Origin of the sequence: Dethiosulfatibacter aminovorans DSM 17477, assembly GCF_900142005.1 — a bacterium.
In the GTDB taxonomy this organism is placed as follows: domain Bacteria; phylum Bacillota; class Clostridia; order Tissierellales; family Dethiosulfatibacteraceae; genus Dethiosulfatibacter; species Dethiosulfatibacter aminovorans.
Window position 1 is genome coordinate 1 of the sequence record NZ_FQZL01000029.1, and the last position, 18,147, is coordinate 18,147.

Annotated in this window: 21 protein-coding genes and 1 riboswitch; of the genes, 14 read left to right on the forward strand and 7 right to left on the reverse strand. The window is 40.4% G+C overall.

The genetic code is table 11. The annotated features are described in order from the left end of the window. The 3 genes from BUB05_RS14795 to BUB05_RS14805 form a co-directional block, all read left to right on the forward strand. The coding region (locus BUB05_RS14795; protein WP_139258032.1) for an IS200/IS605 family accessory protein TnpB-related protein at positions 1-408 on the forward strand (408 nt) is incomplete at its 5' end. A gap of 172 nt (positions 409-580) precedes the next feature. Then, complete coding sequence (locus tag BUB05_RS14800) at positions 581-1,402, forward strand: nitroreductase family protein (RefSeq protein ID WP_073050399.1); 822 nt, start codon at positions 581-583, stop codon at positions 1,400-1,402. A gap of 116 nt (positions 1,403-1,518) precedes the next feature. Next, the gene (locus tag BUB05_RS14805) at positions 1,519-2,358 is read left to right on the forward strand and encodes a pirin family protein (RefSeq protein WP_073050400.1); all 840 of its coding nucleotides are present in this window, start codon (positions 1,519-1,521) and stop codon (positions 2,356-2,358) included. 94 nt (positions 2,359-2,452) lie between these two features. Here BUB05_RS14805 and BUB05_RS14810 read toward each other — a convergent pair whose 3' ends face one another. After that, a complete protein-coding gene (locus tag BUB05_RS14810) occupies positions 2,453-3,205 on the reverse strand; it encodes an acyl-CoA dehydratase activase (protein ID WP_073050401.1) in 753 nt (250 codons plus the stop codon). Further along, positions 3,205-4,359, reverse strand: coding sequence for a double-cubane-cluster-containing anaerobic reductase (locus BUB05_RS14815; RefSeq protein WP_073050402.1), 1,155 nt, complete (start codon positions 4,357-4,359; stop codon positions 3,205-3,207). The genes BUB05_RS14810 and BUB05_RS14815 overlap by 1 nt, the downstream gene beginning before the upstream one ends. A 294-nt stretch (positions 4,360-4,653) precedes the next feature. Between BUB05_RS14815 and BUB05_RS14820 the strand changes: the two genes are divergently transcribed. The 9 genes from BUB05_RS14820 (at position 4,654) to BUB05_RS14860 (ending at position 11,024) form a co-directional block, all read left to right on the forward strand. Next, entirely contained in the window at positions 4,654-5,337 is a 684-nt protein-coding gene (locus tag BUB05_RS14820; protein WP_073050403.1) for a methyltransferase family protein, read from the forward strand. A 50-nt stretch (positions 5,338-5,387) separates the two neighbouring features. Continuing rightward, positions 5,388-5,801, forward strand: coding sequence for a tRNA (N6-threonylcarbamoyladenosine(37)-N6)-methyltransferase TrmO (gene tsaA, locus BUB05_RS14825; RefSeq protein ID WP_073050404.1), 414 nt, complete (start codon positions 5,388-5,390; stop codon positions 5,799-5,801). 148 nt (positions 5,802-5,949) lie between these two features. After that, positions 5,950-7,236 (forward strand): FAD-dependent oxidoreductase, encoded by a 1,287-nt coding sequence (locus BUB05_RS14830; protein WP_073050405.1) that lies wholly within the window; start codon positions 5,950-5,952, stop codon positions 7,234-7,236. A 125-nt stretch (positions 7,237-7,361) separates the two neighbouring features. Further along, entirely contained in the window at positions 7,362-7,673 is a 312-nt protein-coding gene (locus BUB05_RS14835) for a DUF6951 family protein (protein ID WP_073050406.1), read from the forward strand. A 24-nt stretch (positions 7,674-7,697) separates the two neighbouring features. After that, complete coding sequence (locus BUB05_RS14840; RefSeq protein ID WP_073050407.1) at positions 7,698-8,570, forward strand: isocitrate lyase/PEP mutase family protein; 873 nt, start codon at positions 7,698-7,700, stop codon at positions 8,568-8,570. A gap of 90 nt (positions 8,571-8,660) precedes the next feature. Then, entirely contained in the window at positions 8,661-8,846 is a 186-nt protein-coding gene (locus BUB05_RS14845; RefSeq protein WP_073050408.1) for a hypothetical protein, read from the forward strand. Between the two features lie 67 nt (positions 8,847-8,913). Continuing rightward, entirely contained in the window at positions 8,914-9,861 is a 948-nt protein-coding gene (locus BUB05_RS14850) for an MBL fold metallo-hydrolase (RefSeq protein ID WP_073050409.1), read from the forward strand. A gap of 86 nt (positions 9,862-9,947) precedes the next feature. Next, positions 9,948-10,379: an acyl-CoA thioesterase gene (locus BUB05_RS14855; RefSeq protein WP_245819912.1), complete on the forward strand. Its 432-nt coding sequence runs from the start codon at positions 9,948-9,950 to the stop codon at positions 10,377-10,379. A 324-nt stretch (positions 10,380-10,703) separates the two neighbouring features. After that, positions 10,704-11,024, forward strand: coding sequence for a hypothetical protein (locus BUB05_RS14860; protein ID WP_073050410.1), 321 nt, complete (start codon positions 10,704-10,706; stop codon positions 11,022-11,024). Positions 11,025-11,113: 89 nt separating this feature from the next. Here BUB05_RS14860 and BUB05_RS14865 read toward each other — a convergent pair whose 3' ends face one another. Continuing rightward, a complete protein-coding gene (locus BUB05_RS14865) occupies positions 11,114-11,350 on the reverse strand; it encodes a hypothetical protein (protein ID WP_073050411.1) in 237 nt (78 codons plus the stop codon). Positions 11,351-11,576: 226 nt separating this feature from the next. On the opposite strand from BUB05_RS14865, the gene BUB05_RS14870 reads away from it, so the two are divergent. Next, the gene (locus tag BUB05_RS14870; RefSeq protein WP_073050412.1) at positions 11,577-12,170 is read left to right on the forward strand and encodes an exonuclease domain-containing protein; all 594 of its coding nucleotides are present in this window, start codon (positions 11,577-11,579) and stop codon (positions 12,168-12,170) included. 60 nt (positions 12,171-12,230) lie between these two features. Here the strand turns inward: BUB05_RS14870 and BUB05_RS14875 are convergent, their stop codons facing one another. Beyond that, positions 12,231-12,530, reverse strand: a complete 300-nt coding sequence (locus BUB05_RS14875) for a hypothetical protein (RefSeq protein ID WP_073050413.1) — start codon at positions 12,528-12,530, stop codon at positions 12,231-12,233. Between the two features lie 382 nt (positions 12,531-12,912). Here BUB05_RS14875 and BUB05_RS14880 point away from each other — a divergent pair, with 382 nt between their 5' ends. Beyond that, positions 12,913-13,938, forward strand: a complete 1,026-nt coding sequence (locus BUB05_RS14880) for an acyltransferase (protein WP_073050414.1) — start codon at positions 12,913-12,915, stop codon at positions 13,936-13,938. A gap of 24 nt (positions 13,939-13,962) precedes the next feature. Here BUB05_RS14880 and pflA read toward each other — a convergent pair whose 3' ends face one another. The 3 genes from pflA to BUB05_RS14895 all read right to left on the reverse strand — a co-directional run bounded on the left by pflA (position 13,963) and on the right by BUB05_RS14895 (position 18,071). Then, positions 13,963-14,691 (reverse strand): pyruvate formate-lyase-activating protein, encoded by a 729-nt coding sequence (gene pflA / locus BUB05_RS14885; protein WP_073050415.1) that lies wholly within the window; start codon positions 14,689-14,691, stop codon positions 13,963-13,965. A 21-nt stretch (positions 14,692-14,712) separates the two neighbouring features. Further along, a complete protein-coding gene (pflB, locus tag BUB05_RS14890; protein ID WP_073050416.1) occupies positions 14,713-16,938 on the reverse strand; it encodes a formate C-acetyltransferase in 2,226 nt (741 codons plus the stop codon). Positions 16,939-16,983: 45 nt separating this feature from the next. Next, positions 16,984-17,068, reverse strand: a riboswitch (ZMP/ZTP riboswitch). A gap of 103 nt (positions 17,069-17,171) precedes the next feature. Next, positions 17,172-18,071, reverse strand: a complete 900-nt coding sequence (locus BUB05_RS14895; protein WP_073050417.1) for a DMT family transporter — start codon at positions 18,069-18,071, stop codon at positions 17,172-17,174. Between the last annotated feature and the right edge of the window lie 76 nt (positions 18,072-18,147).

The window sequence follows — 18,147 nt, forward strand, 5'->3', positions numbered from 1 at the left end:
TATATCGCTGATTACTGCCATGAAAACGACATCAACACAGTTGTTGTTGGTGATATTAGAGGTATTCGGGAAAACAAGAATATTGGCAGAAACAATCAACAGCTGCATTCACTACCCTACAAGATTGTCTATTCTTTACTGGACTACAAACTAAGGCTATATGGTATTGAAATGGTAAAGCAAAAGGAATACTATTCCAGTAAGTGTTCTCCCAATAGCAAGGACATATCCAAAAAGTATGCTTCCAAGACCAACCGTAAACACAGGGGTCTATATGTGGATGGAAACAATATCTATAATGCCGATTGCGTAGGTGCCTATAACATTCTCAGATTGTATTTGAAGAAAATGAAAAAGGACCACATAGATTATGGAAACCTATGCAGTCCAATAAACGTAACCGTGTAAGGAAACTAGCGGTATTGGTCGTTGGAACCGGCCTTTGTGGTAGCGAGAGCGACACTTAAACAAATTCTTTGGGTGCATGCCCTTAGATGCTCGGTAATTCATTGCCGAGTAGTTCACAGCACCTGGACAGTAGTGTTTTTATTGCTAATAAATTATTGATGAGGAGATTATTATGACAAGAGGGATTAACATAAGTGATGATAAGTGTACAGGCTGCGGAATATGCGCAAGGGATTGTCTGTCCAGAATTATAAGTATTAGTGACGGCACGGCAGTTATTGACGATATGAAGAGCTGCATATTTTGTGGTCACTGTGGTGCAGTATGTCCTGCTAATGCTATTGAATTTGTAGATGATGAATATTATTATGATATTTTGGAATTAGATGATTCAATAAATATTGGTTATGAAAGTCTTGATCAAATGATACACATGAAAAGAAGTATACGACAGTATAAGGATAAGTCGGTTGACATTGATTTGATTAATAAAATCCTTGAGATTGGAAGAGTTTCGCCCACTGGTGGCAACAGACAGCCTCTTAAATTCACAGTAGTCAATGATGCTGAGAAATTGGAGGAAATAAAGCTTTTGGCTATGAATACTTTGTATGAACATGGACAAAACCTTAAAGGGCGATATAAACAGGTTTTCTGCAACATGATTACGGATTACAAGGAAAGTGGATATGACAGACTTTTTTACAATGCACCTTCTTTGATAGTAATTCATGGAAATCCAAATAAGTCAACCTCCTTGGATGTCGATGGAGGCATTGCAGGGGGACAGATGACGCTAGTTGCGGAAACCCTTGGGCTGGGTTCTTGCTTTATCGGATTTTTAAATGTTGCAGCAAATCTAAACAGTGAAATATACAGGTTGTTGGATATTCCTGAAGGCAATAGAATGATCACTAATATTGTACTGGGGTATAAGGATGTGAAGTATCTGAGAACTGTACCTAGAAAGAAACTTACAGTAAATTATTTGTAGGTGCAATTGAAGACAATGCGAATCTACAAAAGGACAATTATGGACAGGGAAGTGGTTGTTGCAGTAACTGAAGAATGTTTAATCATAATCAGTGAAATGAAACAGGGGGTAACAAAATGGAGAGAAAAATAAGAAATCAGGTTACCGGATATAGAACTATTGATGGCGCTGGAGTTAACCTGGTAAGGGTTTTAGGCAATGGAACAGTAAATGATTATGACCCGATTCTGCTTTTGGATTCCTTCGACAGCATGAATCCTGATGACTATATTGCGGGATTTCCAATGCATCCCCACAGGGGAATAGAAACCATAAGCTATGTATATCGAGGAAGAATGACCCACAGGGACAGCTTGGGCAACGAGGATACAATTGGTGACGGTGAGGTTCAGTGGATGACGGCGGGTTCAGGGATTATGCATGAAGAGAAATTGCCTGCATCCGAAAAACTGCTGGGAGTTCAGCTTTGGCTCAATCTTCCGGCAAAGGATAAAATGGTTGCTCCGGCTTATCACAGCATAAAGAATTCAGATATTGAAGAGATACTGATTGAAAACGGGAAATTGAGATTGCTGGCCGGTGAATATAAAGATCGAAAGGGATATATGAGCAAATATCTTCCATTGGATTATTATGACATACACCTTGACCCTGATTCTTCAATCACCATGGATACGGAGGAAGACCGTTCCGTTACTATATTCACCCTTTCAGGAGATGCTTATATAGGTGGAGAGCTGGTCGGGGAAAAGTCGGCGGTCAAGCTGACAGCAGGTAATCAGGTCGTCATAAGGTCGTCCAATATAAAAACACAGGTACTGTTCATTAGCTCAACAATGTTGGGAGAGCCTGTTTCCTGGGGCGGACCAATTGTAATGAACACAAAGGAAGAATTGGATAAGGCTTTTGACGATTTGCGGAAAGGTATTTTTCTGAAAGAAGAAATAAGGTATTAAACTGGGTGTGGTGGTGAATGAAACCCTAAGCTTGAAATGAATAACAGAATCAAAATATCAAATCTCCGCAGTAAAAAGACTGCGGAGATTTGGTTTATTTATTGATTTTCTGACTCCCAATTACAGCTGCACCAATGGCACCTGCAAATTGGGCATCTTCATGGGTAACAACTTCCAGACCCAAATTGTTTTCTATAGATTTTTTCATGTTTTCGATTTGAGCAAGGCCACCGCTGAAGAAGACCTTGTTTTCTATAGGCAGTCTTTTGGCAAAGGTTGATATTCTTTCGGATATGGACTCTATTACCCCCATGGCTACGGATGGTCCTGGTACATCCTGAGCCAGCAAGCTTACTACTTCGCTTTCGGCAAAAACAGTACACATGCTGCTTATTTTAATACCCTTTGCATTATTTACATATGAATCAAAATCACATAGATCTTCCTGTAAAAGGCGCATTATGACTTCAACAAACCTGCCAGTTCCTGCAGCGCACTTGTCATTCATCAAGAAATCCTTGACATTCAGATCCTGGTCCAGCAATATCACCTTGCTGTCCTGCCCGCCTATATCTATTACAGCAGATATTCCTTTATCAAGAAAGGCGGCCCCTTTTCCGTGACATGTTATTTCTGTCACCTGCTTGTCTGAGGACTTAAGAAGCTTCCTGCCGTAGCCGGTGGTCACTGTATAGGCATTATCCCTGTATAAATTGTCATAAACCTCTTCAATTGTACGTCTGGGATTGGCTCCCGTGGGAACTATGATTTTTTCAATGATATTTTTACCGTCGAAAAGTACGCCCTTTGTAGTTGCCGACCCTGAATCTATTCCAATACTGAACATTACAGCATCTCAATAAAGGCAGCCATCCTTGTATTCAGCTGGCCAATGTCAGATGTAGAATAATCAGTTTCTATACTTATATATGGCTTGTTTTTTTCATTGTTGACAAAGTCTTTAATGTTCGCAGTTTCAATTGCATAAGTATGACATGCTTGTAAAACAACGTCCACAACAGCGTCTACAGAGTACTCGTCAATAGCTTTGTCCAATAAATCGAATCTGTTTCTGTTAGGAGACATGCAAGAACATCCTATTTGCATATATTTTTCTGCCAAAGCATCGTATACATCATCATTATTCTCATCCACGAGATCTTCAACTGCCTTTGCACCCATGCAGTTTTCGAAAAATACAACAGTTGCACCGTTGTCTTCTATGGCCTTGATCACCTTTTCTGTTACACCGCCTGTTGGACATCCTGTTACAAGAATTCTCGGTTTATCTTCAAGCTTTTTGCCTGCTTCATATTCGCTCAATATTTGTGCAGTCAGTGATTCCAATTCTTTGATTGTGTCTTCCTTTTCAAATTTGAAAGTTGTACCGTATAGAACCTTTAAAATGTCAAGGCCTGTTACGGCAGAAGGATTCAACTTGCCTAAAGAATAAAAGCCGTTTAATGCCTTTCTTTCCCTGTTCTTAAGTGCAATGGCATCCTTGATATTTTCATCTGTAATCTCTGCATTGAATTGATTTTCAATTGTTTCCTTGAACTTTATGATTTCATCCTTCCACATTTCCCTGGCATACTTCTGTTCAGAATTGTGAGGCAGTTGCATTACGTGAACAGGCTTGAATTCTCCCATAAGCTCAAACATCTTTCTCTTTCCGTCGCAAGTAGTCTCGCCAACTACCAGGTCACTGAAATAGAAAAACGGACATTTATCTGTTTTTCCAAACCCGTAACTTGATTTGATCAAGGGACATAGATTTCTTGGCAGTACCTTCTCTGCCGCACCGATTGTCTCATCTGATGTTGCACACAGTGATACTGTTGCAGCACCTATTGACATAGAGATTTCCTGTGGCATAAAAGTACAGAACATTCCGACCATAGGTCTGTTTTGTTCCTTAAACTCTTTAGCGGCCATAAAGCCGTTTCTTCTTGCTTCTGAAAAATCTTCAAATATTGCAGGTAAATCTTTTCTTAAACTCATACATGCCTCCACAGTTTTTAAATAATAGGCCGAACCATTTGGAACGGGCATAAATTCGAAGGGGTCATACCCAGGGAATTCAAATTAAATTATCCGGTATGGGCACTTGATTTGCAAATAGGAATTATTTATACAAAAATATTCAGTATTAATATGAGTCATCCATAATTCAATAGATAAAAATTTTAAACTTAATAAGTCATTGATTTCTTAATATTTTGAGGATTATAATGGTAAGAGACAGCAAATTTAGCGGTTAAGTTATGAAAGTTGCTGTGAAAGGAGACTGAAAGAATGACATTTGGAAAGTTGTTGAGAAGTATTATTATGACCTCGATTGTGTTTCCAGGTATCATAATGCTGCTGGGCGGAAGCGCATCATGGATTGAAGGCTGGATACTGAGTTTTTGGTTTGTAGCGATGATATTATCTACGGTTATATATATGTATGTGAAGGATCCCGAACTGTTGGCTGAAAGGCGTAAGAAGCCTGGATCGGATAATCAGGAGAGCTGGGACAAGTATATATTGTTTATAATTCTATTCATATCTGTAATTTGGCTGGTTGTTATGCCCCTGGATGCGGAACGGTTCAGCTGGTCTCCTCCCTTCCCCAGGGGATTGAAAATCATTGGAGCAATATTTATGATTTTATCCCTGTATTTCATCTATATGTCAACAGTTACCAACACTTATCTTTCCATCAAGGTACGGATTCAGTCAGAGCGGAAGCAGGAAGTTGTATCAACCGGTGTCTATGGCATTGTGCGACACCCTTTGTATCTTGGATATCTTCTGGTTATGCTTGGCGGGCCGCTGCTGCTCGGGTCGGTAATCGGACTTGCCATCGGTTTCCTTGGAACCATAACCATTGCTGTCAGGGCCGTCGGAGAGGAGAAAATGCTGATACAGGAACTGGAAGGATATGAAGAATACATGAAGAAGGTGAAGAAAAGGCTTGTACCCTTTATATGGTGAAAACGGGTTAGTACTTGTAATGAATAACATTAAGAGAGGAATTACAGACAATGGAGCATAAATCAATCATATTGGACCCTATAGGATATATAGAGTCGGAATACAAAGATAGAAAAAGCACACCTTACCAGGGATATGTAAATCGGGATGGTGTGGCAAGAATTGTGATGCGCCCCGAGTATGCTGAAGGCATAAGCGACTTGGAGGCAGGTATGAAAATCACGGTTATCTTCAATTTTCACCATTCAAAGGGATATAAACTCATAACGCCTTCGCGCATGTCCGACAGGCCTGTCGGAGTTTTCTCAACAAGGTCTCCCGACAGACCCAACAGTCTGGGTGTAACTGTGGTGAAAATAATGGATATTGTTGACAACATAATTTATATCTCAAATGCAGACATGATGGACGGGACGCCTGTAGTGGATATTAAACCTTATATGTCCGAGTGTGGCGGGGATTGATGCTGTTGTTGAATTATAAAAGAACATTTATTTGCGGGAAAAAATGAATTGATTTATAATAAGTATAGAGATGCAGTTGTACCATTTTGATTATATTCATTGCAGTGCTGCTTGACGGGAAAGAAATTTGAAAAGGTAGGTTTTGTATATGAAAAGTCATGACGTTGCATTTGACTACATCATTGTTGGAAGCGGAACCGGAGGAGCTACTCTTGCCAGGGAGCTCAGCCTGAAGAACAAAAAAGTACTGGTCATTGAAAAGGGAAAGCATGAGGGCAGCTATGGAAAATTCAAGGATGCAATTAGATTTTTTGACCATAATAAGCTGCTCTTACCTGTAAAGTCAAAGGAAGGAATAATAATCTGGCGTGGAATAATGGCCGGCGGAAGCGGATTTGTTGCAACAGGCAATTTTAACAGAGGCATGGAGGATGAATTCAGGGAACTTGGAATAGACCTTAAGGAGGAATTTGTTGAAGCCGAGAAAGAAATAAAAGTGGCACCAATGTCGGAAAGGCTGCTTTCTCCGGGTGGAAGGGCTATTAGAAAGGCTGCGTCAGAGCTTGGTTACGATATGGAACTTATGCCGAAGGGTATCGATCCGAAAAAGTGCATAAAATGCGGCAACTGTTCCTTAGGCTGCACCAGTGGAGCTAAATGGACACCTCTTGTATATCTTGAGGAAGCCGTGGCAAATGGTGCAGAGGTCTGGTACGATACTGCGGTAAAGAAGGTAATAGAGGAAAATGGCTCAGCCAACGGTGTAGTGGCAGTAAAAGGGAATAAAGAGATTCTTGTAAAAGGGAATAAAATCATTCTTGCTGCAGGAGGTGTTGGAACGCCTGTTATACTTAATGCGTCAGGGATAAGGAATGCAGGATCCAATCTTTTTATAGATACGTTTGTAATTGTCTATGGCAAACACGAAGCCTTTAATCTTGTTCATGAGCCGCAGATGTCTCTGGTATATCTGAAGAGCCATAGTGAAGGATTTATTCTTTCACCCCATGTGAACCATCCCAGACCAGTGAAATTTATGGAGGCGGGAGTCAAGGGTTTCATGATGAATGACAAGAGGACTCTCGGCATAATGGTGAAAATAAGTGATGAACCCGTTGGCCGAGTCTATGAGAACGGCAAGGTATCCAAAAAAGCAACCAACAAGGACAGGGATAAAATACATAAAGGATCGAAAATGGCAAGGGAAATACTCGAAAAGACGGGAGTAGAATATAGAAATATTATTGTAACAGAACCTTCGGGAGCTCACCCCGGTGGTACGGCAGCTATGGGTAAAATAGTCGACACCAATTTCGAGACGAAAATAGGTAACCTTTTCGTCTGTGATGCAAGTGTATTTCCTACATCGCCGGGATTGCCGCCAATGCTTACAATAATTGCACTGGCGAAGAAATTGGCAAAGAAACTTGTTTGAATACAAAAGATCAGCTTTCATTTTGGAAGCTGATTTATTATAGCTGAAGAAGAATTTGTTTTTTGACACGCCAGAACAAGCTGTAATATAATTGGAATAAGTTGAGAGTTTGGAGGAGAAAAAATATGGCTAAGATAATTGTAAATCCGGGAATTTGTGGACTGATAACGGAAATTGAAGTTGAGGCGGTTGATGGCATGAATGCAGAATTCAAGGTTGAGAGCCAATGTGGGCATATTCGCAAGCTGGCTGATGACGTACCTTCTGTAAACGGTTATGAAGAAGTGTTCAAGAAATATGGTGAAGGCGCAATTGCGAAGGCTGCGGCTGTTCATTGCAGCCATGCGGCATGTCCTGTACCCACTGCAATGCTGAAGGGTGTCGAAGTTGCATGCAGTCTGGCACTGCCTAAGGAAGTTGAGATAAAGTTTGAATAGGTTTGTCGTGTTTAGGAGGAGCAGATGTATATGAAAAAATCATTGAAGCTTAGACAATTGCTTGAAAGCGACCAGTTTATTGTTGCACCGGGAGCGCAGACAGCCTTGTTTGCAAGGCTTGTCGAGAATGCAGGATATCCCGTAGCCTATGCTACAGGAGCGGGGCTGTCAAATATGAACTACTGTCTTCCCGATTATAACCTTATAACAATGTCTGAAAACCTGGCCATGGCAAAAAGATTGAACGATGCTGTGCAGATACCGATTATAGCGGATATTGACGACGGCTATGGAGCTCCGATAAATGTATACAGGACGGCTATGGAATACTCGAAAATCGGCATAGCAGGGATACAGATGGAGGACCAGCAAAATCCAAAGAGGTGCGGACATTTTGAAGACCATGCTGTAATCTCCACAATGGACATGGTGGCAAAGATCAAGGCCGCTAGAAAAGGCATGGTGGATCCGGACATGGTGCTTATTGCAAGGACTGATGCCATTTCGGCTACAGGAAGCTTTGAAGAGGCCATTAAAAGGGGACAGGCATATTGCGAGGCTGGAGCGGATATGATATTCATAGAGGCGCCCAGGACTCTGGAACAGATGGCTGAGATTCCCAAAAGGATTCCCAAGCCAACAATACTGAATATAGTCGAGAAAGGGAAGACTCCAATGATTCCGAACAAGGAGATAGAGAGACTGGGATATAAGATGGTCATCTATGCAAATGCAACGCTGAAGGCAAGCATCCTGGGAGTTGAGAGATTACTGGAGTATCTAAAGGTCAATGATACAACTGATGGCTGTGATGATGAGCTTATGGTGTCTTCAGCAAGAAGACATGAGATCCTCGACAAGGATTTGTATGTTGACCTTATAAGGGAGTTTGAGTAAGTCAGTTTTTGCATATTTGCCCGATGGTTCCGGCAGGAGTATAATTAAGGTAGAGAAGATAAGATTTGTATTGGTGAGGAGGCGTTTTGTATGATATACAGGGTGCATAAATTCCAAGTGGGCAAGGAAATCGATGAACTGGACCTGGAAAGATACTTGAATGAATTGAAGGGAGAGGTTGTATCTATTATACCAAATATTATACCCAAGTTTCATATGATGGGTGCTACTGCAGGATATGACTGCCTGCTTATTATTGAGAAAGACACAGAATAGATATTTGTCTCCGTAGTCCAATGGATTGCGGAGATTCTTAAATGCTAGCGAATGGCGGTGAATATGAATGAAAATCAGAATACTCGGAACGGAATCCCTGGGTGTGAGAGGATTGAGTTGTGTAGTTGAAACCCGGGACAGGAAAATTTTTATAGACCCCGGAATAGCACTGGGAATATACAGAAACGGTTTGAAACCTCATCCAGTCCAGATCGGAGTAGGTAGAATAATACGCGAAAGGATAGTACAGGAGCTTCAGGATGCTACGGACATAGTCATCAGCCATCTACATGGAGACCATATACCCTTGTTTGATGCGAATCCATATCAGCTTTCTGTGGAACAGGTAAAGGATATTCCATCTGACTGCAGGATCTGGATCAATGGTGACATTGCATACAGCAACAAGATGGAGATAAGGCAAAAAGCATTTGTCCTTGGGTTGGGAAGGTCTTCTAATGAAGCAGAGGGAAAGGTTGATGAGCTTATGACGTTTCTAGGACCCGTATCTCACGGGGAAGATTCCGTTCATAATGGAAATGTAATGATGACAATGGTTGATGACGGTGACAGTGTGTTCATCCATGCTTCTGATATTCAGATGTTCAGCGAGGATACCGTGGATGAAATTATCAGGCTGAAACCTGACATCGTACTGGCAAGCGGACCTCCTATTTATCTGACAGACAGGATGAAGGACAAGAAGGAAATAGTGTGGAAAAATTCCCTGAAGCTGGCAGGGAATGCAGGGACATTGATTCTCGACCACCATCTTCTTCGATGCGATGAGGGTATTGTATGGATTGAAAAACTTTCGGAACTGTCAGGAAACAGGGTCATGTGTGCAGCGGATTTCATGGGCATTGAAAGACATATGCTGGAAGCATGGCGTTCCATGCTCTATGAAGATATTCCCGTCCAGGAAAACTGGCATGAGATGTATGAGAAGAATGAAACTCATGTTGATGAATACATGGACAAAGCCAGGGAAATCTATGAATGGTTTGGATATTGATTGTCATTAATAGTATTTGTGGTATAATATCTTGCAACTCGATTAAATTGAAATTACAAAAACAAAATATACATGGAGAATAATATATGAAAAATATGAATAAAAATGAATTGACGTATAAATCCTTTCCCCTTCAAAGCTATGACAAGGTACGTTTTGCAGATACGGACAAATTGGGGCATGTTAACAACGCCCTGTTTTTTACATTTCTGGAGACCGGACAGTCGGAGATGGGTGAATTTGAATGTCTCGTTGAGGAGAACAACTGTGGTCTCGTTCTTGCGAGTGTCAAGCTGGATCTGTTGAATGAAATAAAATATCCGGGAACAGTAGAGATAGGCACAGGCGTTACAAGGATTGGAAACAGTTCGTTGACAGTGTATCAAGGTCTTTTTCAGAATGGAGAGAATGTCGCACTTGCCGAATCCGTAGTCGTTCAGATGGACAATGCTACAAGGAAATCCAAGCCTTTAAGCGACGAGATGAAGGAAGTGTTAAAGAAATATCTAGTGGAATAATAAAAAACTGCTGTTTACGGAAAGCCTTTTTTGTTGATTTCAGCTGGGTTTCGGATTTACAGGTGACAAGACACGCGGTTGCTTTACATAAATTTTTCTTGAATATTTATAAATATGAGATATAATATAGATACGACTCTTTTTAAAGAGTTGTAAAAACTTAATAGATCCTCCGGTGATGACAATCCTGTCGAAAGAAGGAAATAAAAAGGAAGTTATGAAGGATAACTGAATTGCCGTAGGGAAATATATTGTTTTCTGTCTGTGTTTCTTGCAGCGTTTAGCTGCTTTCTCAATGATACTGAATTTATTAAGGGGGTAATAATGAGTATTGTAAGTGTTTATGAAACAAGAGAAATGAGTAGGACCGATAGCATCAGGTATATTTTCAGTCATGAAGGAGAGGTAAGAGATTCGTTAAGTTTTCTTGAGGAAACTATGAATAGTGAAGAAATAGCCAGTTTCTTCCTTGAAAGATTAAAAAATCTTTCAAGAGTCGAGAAACGTGCAATTTTTCTTTATTTTGTTTATAGGTTCAATTTAAGGGAATTGGTAGAAGTTTTGGGCATTTCTGAAAACAGAATGTGTGATATTGTTCAGCAAATTGCAGATGTATTCAGAATAAGGCTGCAAAACGTGGGTTAAAATTACATAATAAAATTACTTAATTAATTATTTAAGGGAATCTCGAAAGAGATTCCCTTATTACGTTAATAATTATTATAAAAGTGCATTTACAATTCTCGCTTTGTTGTCTTGCTTATGACTGATATATATTCTGTCTGGCAGTTCATGCAGTGGTATGAATATGTAACCGATGTTTCGTTCTCGAATATCTTCTTGCCTAAGACTACATGTTCCTTAAAGGGTACCGGCTTGTGATAGGTCGTGTTTCTCAACCTTTTAATCTTAGGCTTCCAGTTGATGATTGAGTTGCAGTAAGGACATGTTTTGGTTCTGATTCTATACATAAATACCTCCCCTTGGAATTTTGGGTAGTGTCAGATCGAATGATGTATATTCCAAAATTATCCTTTGATACATATTAAACTTTTCCCGCACCTTTAATTATATCACTAAATGATAAGCTGCGCAAATAAATGAAAAAACATTTCCAGATCGTTTTTTCTGACAAATATGGATACTTCTGATATAATTGTTGGAGTAATAGATATTAGAATAAATAGAGGAAGAAAGATGAATTTTACGGTAATAGATTTTGAAACTGCCAACAGTAAACGGGCAAGTGCCTGTGCACTGGGCATAGTTAAGGTTGTAGATGGAAAAATTGTGGACAAGGAAGCCTGGCTAATAAGGCCGGAGGACATGAAATTCAACTACATGAATATAGCAATACATGGAATAAGACCTGAGCAGGTGGAGAAGGAACCTGAATTCGACGAACTGTTCAAGAAGATATTCAGGGAAAAGCTCGAAGGACAGCTGGTAGTGGCCCACAATGCAAGCTTTGACACGAGTGTGCTGAGAAAGTCGCTGGACCTTTACGGTCTCGAGTATCCAAGGTTTGACTATCTGTGTACGGTTAAGATAGCAAAGAAAACCTGGCCGGAACTGTGCAACCACAAGTTGAACACCGTTTCAGAGTACTTGGGATTTGATTTCAACCACCACGACGCCCTGGACGACTGTCTGGCCTGTGCAAATGTACTTATAAAGGCCTGTGATGCAAAAGGTGTAGATACTCCGGAAGAACTTGCAGATTTACTGAATATACAGACGGGACAGATGCTTTCAAACGGCTACAAGCCTTGCAGCGACAATAAAAGATAATTAAAAAGATACAAAAAACCCATTCCTGTGAATGGGTTTTACATAAGATGTCATTGATTCCTAAGTGGGTTGCCAGTAGTAATTCAAATCATAAGTGCAGTTTATATATACATCATCATGCATTTCCGAAGTATTGAAACGGTTGGTTTTCTGGTTGATCATAAACTTGTGCTTGGCAATGTTTTCCGAAATCTTTTTTAGTTCGGTATCCTCGATTTCATTTTCCTTCAACACCTTATCGTTAAACCTTATGCTGATATAATAGTATTCTTTTGTATCTTCCATCTTAAACTTGAATACATAAATATGATATTGACCTTTTGTTGAGTTTTCTACAAATTTAGCATGCAGTTTCTTCATAAATCACATCCTTTTAGAATATGAAGATATTCTCTTTTTACCACACTTAAATTATACCACTTGGAGTAAGTGGTTACAATAGAGGTGCTTGACGCATTCATTCTTGCAGCTCAGAAAAGGCAAGATATGCATAACCCCTTGAAGCGTCGGTGTTATGCAATTAAGGTTACTTTTTTTCGCAGTTGCAACAACGTCTTATAACGTTGACGCGGCGTAGTGGCTAGTTCATGAAAGCTTAAATATGCATAGACCCCTGAAACGTTGGTTCTATGTGGTGAATGAAGCTTTCCCTCACCGCTTAATGAATGCTGTTGCATTCATTCTTGCTTGACAAATTATGGATTTGTTGTAAAATCTATGTATAATGTTTGAGGAGTTAATAATGACAAACCGAAGACTAAAAGAACTCGATTATATGAGGGTTATTGCTTGTATTTCAGTTGTATTGATTCATATAACTGCAATGGGGGTTGTCGGATATCTTACAGGAAGCATACACTCCAAAATTATGATTTTTATGAACAGGTCGCTGCAGTATGCAACAACCCTGTTTGTTTTTTTGAGTGGAATGACATGTTACGGGTCCTTTGAAAAGTGTAATGAAGATTTCAGGCTCTTCCTGAAAAGGAGATTTTCAACGATAATATACCCATATATAGCTGTTTGTCTTGTATATTATGGTTCATACATATATCTAGGGTACTATTCTTTTGATCCTGTATTTCTTGTAAAGGGTATATTGACAGGTACATTGTGCTACCATCTGTATTTCATAATAATACTTGTGCAGATGTATCTGCTAGTTCCCATATTCGGCAGGCTTTTCAAAATCTTCAGCGATGAATTTGTCCTGGCTGTGGTCCTTGCCATAAACATTATGACCTTGGAGGTAAGCTTTCCTTTGAGCGACAGGGTCTTTTTCAAATACATGTTTTTCTTTGCAGCAGGGATTTATGTCTTGAGAAACTACGGTATTGTAATGAAAGTGTTGAAAAGGAAGAAAGTCAAGGTTTTTTCTGCACTGGTATTTGCAGCAACATCTCTGGTGTATTCATATCTTTATGCTGCGAATAATGCTAATCTGATTTATGGATGGTTCTTGCACTGTTCACTTTCCATTCCATTTCTTTATGTTACAGGACTTTTCCTTGGAAAAATGACCAAGGGGCTCTACAGCAAAGTGAACCTACTTGGAAAGAGTTCGTACTATATATATTTGATTCATCCACTGTTCCTGAGCTTTTATGTAAGGGTTGTTGACGGTACGTCAGTCACTTCATTTTCTGCAAAGCTGCTGCTTTACACGGCGACTGTTCTTGTCACAAGCATATTCTCATCCATCGGATATGTGACTTTGAAGGATAGATATGGCAAGAAAGCCAGGCTGAAAAAGAAGATGCCGGCATAGCAAGAAATCAAAATAAAGACTGTCTCAAATGAGACAGTCTAATTTTATGTGCTTTTTCAGTTCCTTAAGCTTGTCCATATCCATTTCTTCGGTATCTTTTAGAGGATATTCCATTCCAAGCTCTTCATATTTCATTTCACCAAGGCTGTGGTAGGGAAGAAGTTCAAACTTTTCGACTCTTTCAAGGGGAAATGTACGCACTTCCTTTTCCAGGCTTTCCATATGTTCAACATCGTCTGTAAGGCCTGGAACTACAACGTGCTTCAGCCATATCTTTGACTTGGCTTTTTTAAGTATATCCTTGAATTTCCTGTGTTTGTCTATTTCAAGTCCCGTGATTTTCTTGTACATATCCCTTTCCTCGTGCTTGATGTCAAGAATCACAAGGTCTGTATATTCAAGTAGTTCGGAAATCACAGAGTCGCTGCAGGTATAGTATCCAGATGTGTCAAGGGCCGTGTGCAGTCCGTTTTCCTTTGCCAGCTTCATTGTTTCAATGAGTTCCTCTGCCTGGAGCAGAGGCTCTCCTCCGGAGAAGGTGATTCCTCCGTTGTTCTTTATGAAGTATGGTTTGTATCTTAAGGCTTTCTCGATTATTTCACTAGACGAATATTCATTTCCACCGGATGTCTTCCATGTATCAGGATTGTGGCAGTAAAGACATCTAAGAGGACATCCCTGAAGGAAAAAGATTATTCTTAAACCAGGTCCGTCCAATGCTCCCATAGTCTCTATTGAATGAACTTTAATCATAGAATCCTCCTTTTGAACCTCCTACATCTTCTTGTGGAAGGTTCTGTTAATTACATCCATCTGCTGTTCCTTTGTGAGCTTGTTGAATTTGACCGCATATCCGGAAACCCTTATTGTAAGGTTAGGATATTTGTCAGGGTTGTCGTATGCATCAAGAAGAAGTTCCTTTCTCAACACGTTTACATTGAGGTGGTGTCCTTTCTGGCCGAAATATCCGTCCATTATTGTAGCCAGGTTGTCTATTCTGTGCCTGTCAAGCTTTCCAATGGCTTCTGGAATCACTGTGAAGGTATTGGATATTCCGTCCTCGCAGATGTCCTCGTACTGGAGCTTTGCTACTGAGTTAAGTGACGCCAGTGCTCCTGATGAATCCCTTCCGTGCATTGGGTTTGCTCCCGGTGCAAATGGAGCTCCTGCTTTTCTTCCGTCAGGAGTTGTTCCTGTTTTCTTTCCGTAAACAACATTTGAAGTGATTGTAAGTACTGAAAGTGTATGCTTGGCATCTCTGTATGCCTTATGTTTTCTCAATTCATTTGTGAAGAATGAAAGTATTTCATTACCAAGGTAGTCCACCTCGTCCAGGTCGTTTCCATAGGCGGGGTATTCTCCATTTATTTCAAAGTCTGTAGTCAGGCCGTTTTCCCTGACAGCCTTCACTTCTGCATGCTTCACTGCACTGAATGAATCCATTACTATGGAAAGTCCTGCAACTCCAAATGCCATGTATCTTCCTACAACACCGTCATGAAGAGCCATCTGGCCTGCTTCATAGGCATACTTGTCATGCATGTAGTGGATGGAGTTCATTGTATTGACATAAAGTTCTGCAACTTTTGACAGCACAATTTTGTAGTTGTCCATCAACTGGTCGAAATCCAATATTTCAGCATCGATTTTTTCAATACCTTCGATGATTGTTTCACCTGTCAGTTCATCGACTCCACCGTTGATTGCAAAGAGAAGAGCTTTTGCAAGGTTGCATCTTGCTCCGAAGAACTGCATTTCCTTTCCAACTCTCATGGCTGAGATGCAACATGCTATTGCATAGTCGTCTCCATGCATAGGTCTCATTATATCGTCGTTTTCATACTGTATGGATGAAGTCTCGATTGACATTCTTGAACAGTATTTCTTGAAAGATTCCGGAAGGTTCTCCGACCAAAGTACCGTCATATTGGGTTCGGGTGCTGCAGACAGGTTTGTGAGGGTGTGGAGGAATCTGTATGTGGTCTTTGTAACAAGTGTTCTTCCATCTTCTCCCATTCCGCCCAGTACTTCCGTGATCCAGTTTGGATCTCCTGCGAACAGCTCGTCGTATTCAGGTGTTCTCAGGTGCCTGATAATCCTAAGCTTAATTACAAACTGATCGATAAGCTCCTGTGCCTGAACTTCGTTTATTAGTCCCTTTTCAATGTCCTTTTCTATATATATGTCAAGGAAGCTGGATGTTCTTCCAAGTGACATGGCCGCTCCATTGTTTTCCTTGACTCCTGCAAGATAACCGAAATAAAGGAATTGTACAGCTTCCTGTGCATTCTCGGCAGGTACGGATATGTCTATTCCATATGCAGATGCCATGGTCTTCATTTTGTTGAGAGCCTTGATTTGCTCCGATATTTCTTCCCTGTTCCTCAAAGATTCCTCTGTGAAGGGGAAGGCCATCTCTTTCAGATAGTTCTTCTTTTCTTCAATTAGGTAATCTATTCCATAGAGGGCTATTCTTCTGTAGTCTCCAATTATTCTTCCTCTTCCATATGCATCGGGAAGTCCGGTCATAAGACCTACAGATCTTGCCTTCTTTATTTCATCGTTGTATACGTCAAATACGCCTTCATTGTGTGATTTTCTGTATTTCTTAAAGTCTGCAAGAATATCGCATGGTACGTCAAGATTGTATGCCTTGATGGCTCCCTCTACCATTCTTACTCCGCCATAGGGATTAAGTAGTCTCTTGAGTGGACCGTCGGACTGGAGTCCCACTATTGTTTCATTGTCCCTGTCTACGTAACCGGCTCCTGCACAGTCAATGGCTGCAAGCTTGTCTGTGTATATGTCGTAGATACCTCTTTTTTGTTCCTCTTTCAGAAGCTCTTCAACCTTTGCAAAGAGTTTGGCAGTCTTTTCCGATTTGCCTGCAAGGAAGCTTTCATCTCCTGTATAAGGGCTGTAGTTTTTCTGAATAAAGTCCCTTACGTTTATTTCATTTGTCCATGCGCCTTTTTCAAATTCATTCCATTTCTTAAACATTTTGACCTCCATTGTATCCGGACAAAAAACACAAAGACCGTCCGGACATTTAGCCCAGACGGTCGGCATTACACAATTTTCACACTCCCTTGCGGTAAACTCCGCAACTCCGTCAGTCATGTGAATTCTTAAGTAGAATATATACTACATTAGGGTGTTTGTCAACAGCTAATTTCGTGTGAAAACGATTGATGTTGAAAAATTCACACGAAATTTTCGTGAATGGACATATGCTATTTCGTACTGGTCAGTACGGCAGCTTTTTTCTTTCTTTTGCCCATCTTATCATTTGAAGACATGAAATTGATATATCCTGCAAATATTATAAGCCCTGCACCTGCCATGAAGGAAAGTGTAAGCGATTCTCCATAGAACAAAAATCCCCACAGTGATGAGAAAACAATGTTCAGGTAGGTGTATATGGAAAGCTGTGAAGCAGGTGCATATCTGTATGCATTGGTCATTGCAAGTTGTCCTCCGAGGGCCATCAATCCTATGAGGCAGAGCTTCAGCAGTTCAATTCCAGTGGGTATTATGAAGTTGCTTAGCATAATCGGAAGCGATGTTACCGAGGAGAACAGACAGAAATAGAAAACTATTGTTGAAGGATGGTCAGTCAGTCTCAACTGTCGTATCATTGTATATGCAGCTCCTGCACAAAATGCCCCTGTAAGTCCGAGAAGTGCCGGTATCATCGGGATATTAAGCTTTGGATTAAGGATAACCATGAGTCCCCCGATTGCAACGAATACTGCAATGATCTGCGCAGGCTTGATTTTTTCCTTAAGGAATAGTCCGCTCAATATTATAATGAAGAAAGGCGATAGCTTGTTAAGAGCCATTGCTTCTGACAGATGAAGGTGAAGCACCGAATTATAGAAGAGGAAAACTCCAAAAGTTCCCAAAAATGCTCTTCCAAACATTAGCTTCTTGTTTGTTACCTTCAACAGGCCCCTGTCCTTGATCATGGGTATGGATAGGAATATGAGTCCTATGAAGTTTCTGAAGAACACCTTCTCCGCAAGGGGGAAGTGGTTTACAGATTTGACTGCTGTAGCCATAAGGGAGAAAAACAATGACGATGTAATTATCAGAATAATCCCCAGATTTTTGTTGTTTTTGATTTGATTCATAATATACTCTCTTTTTTTATGACGCGACATAGTCGCTTTGTCTTATTGAGAATCATTATCTTTTGCATGATTCACA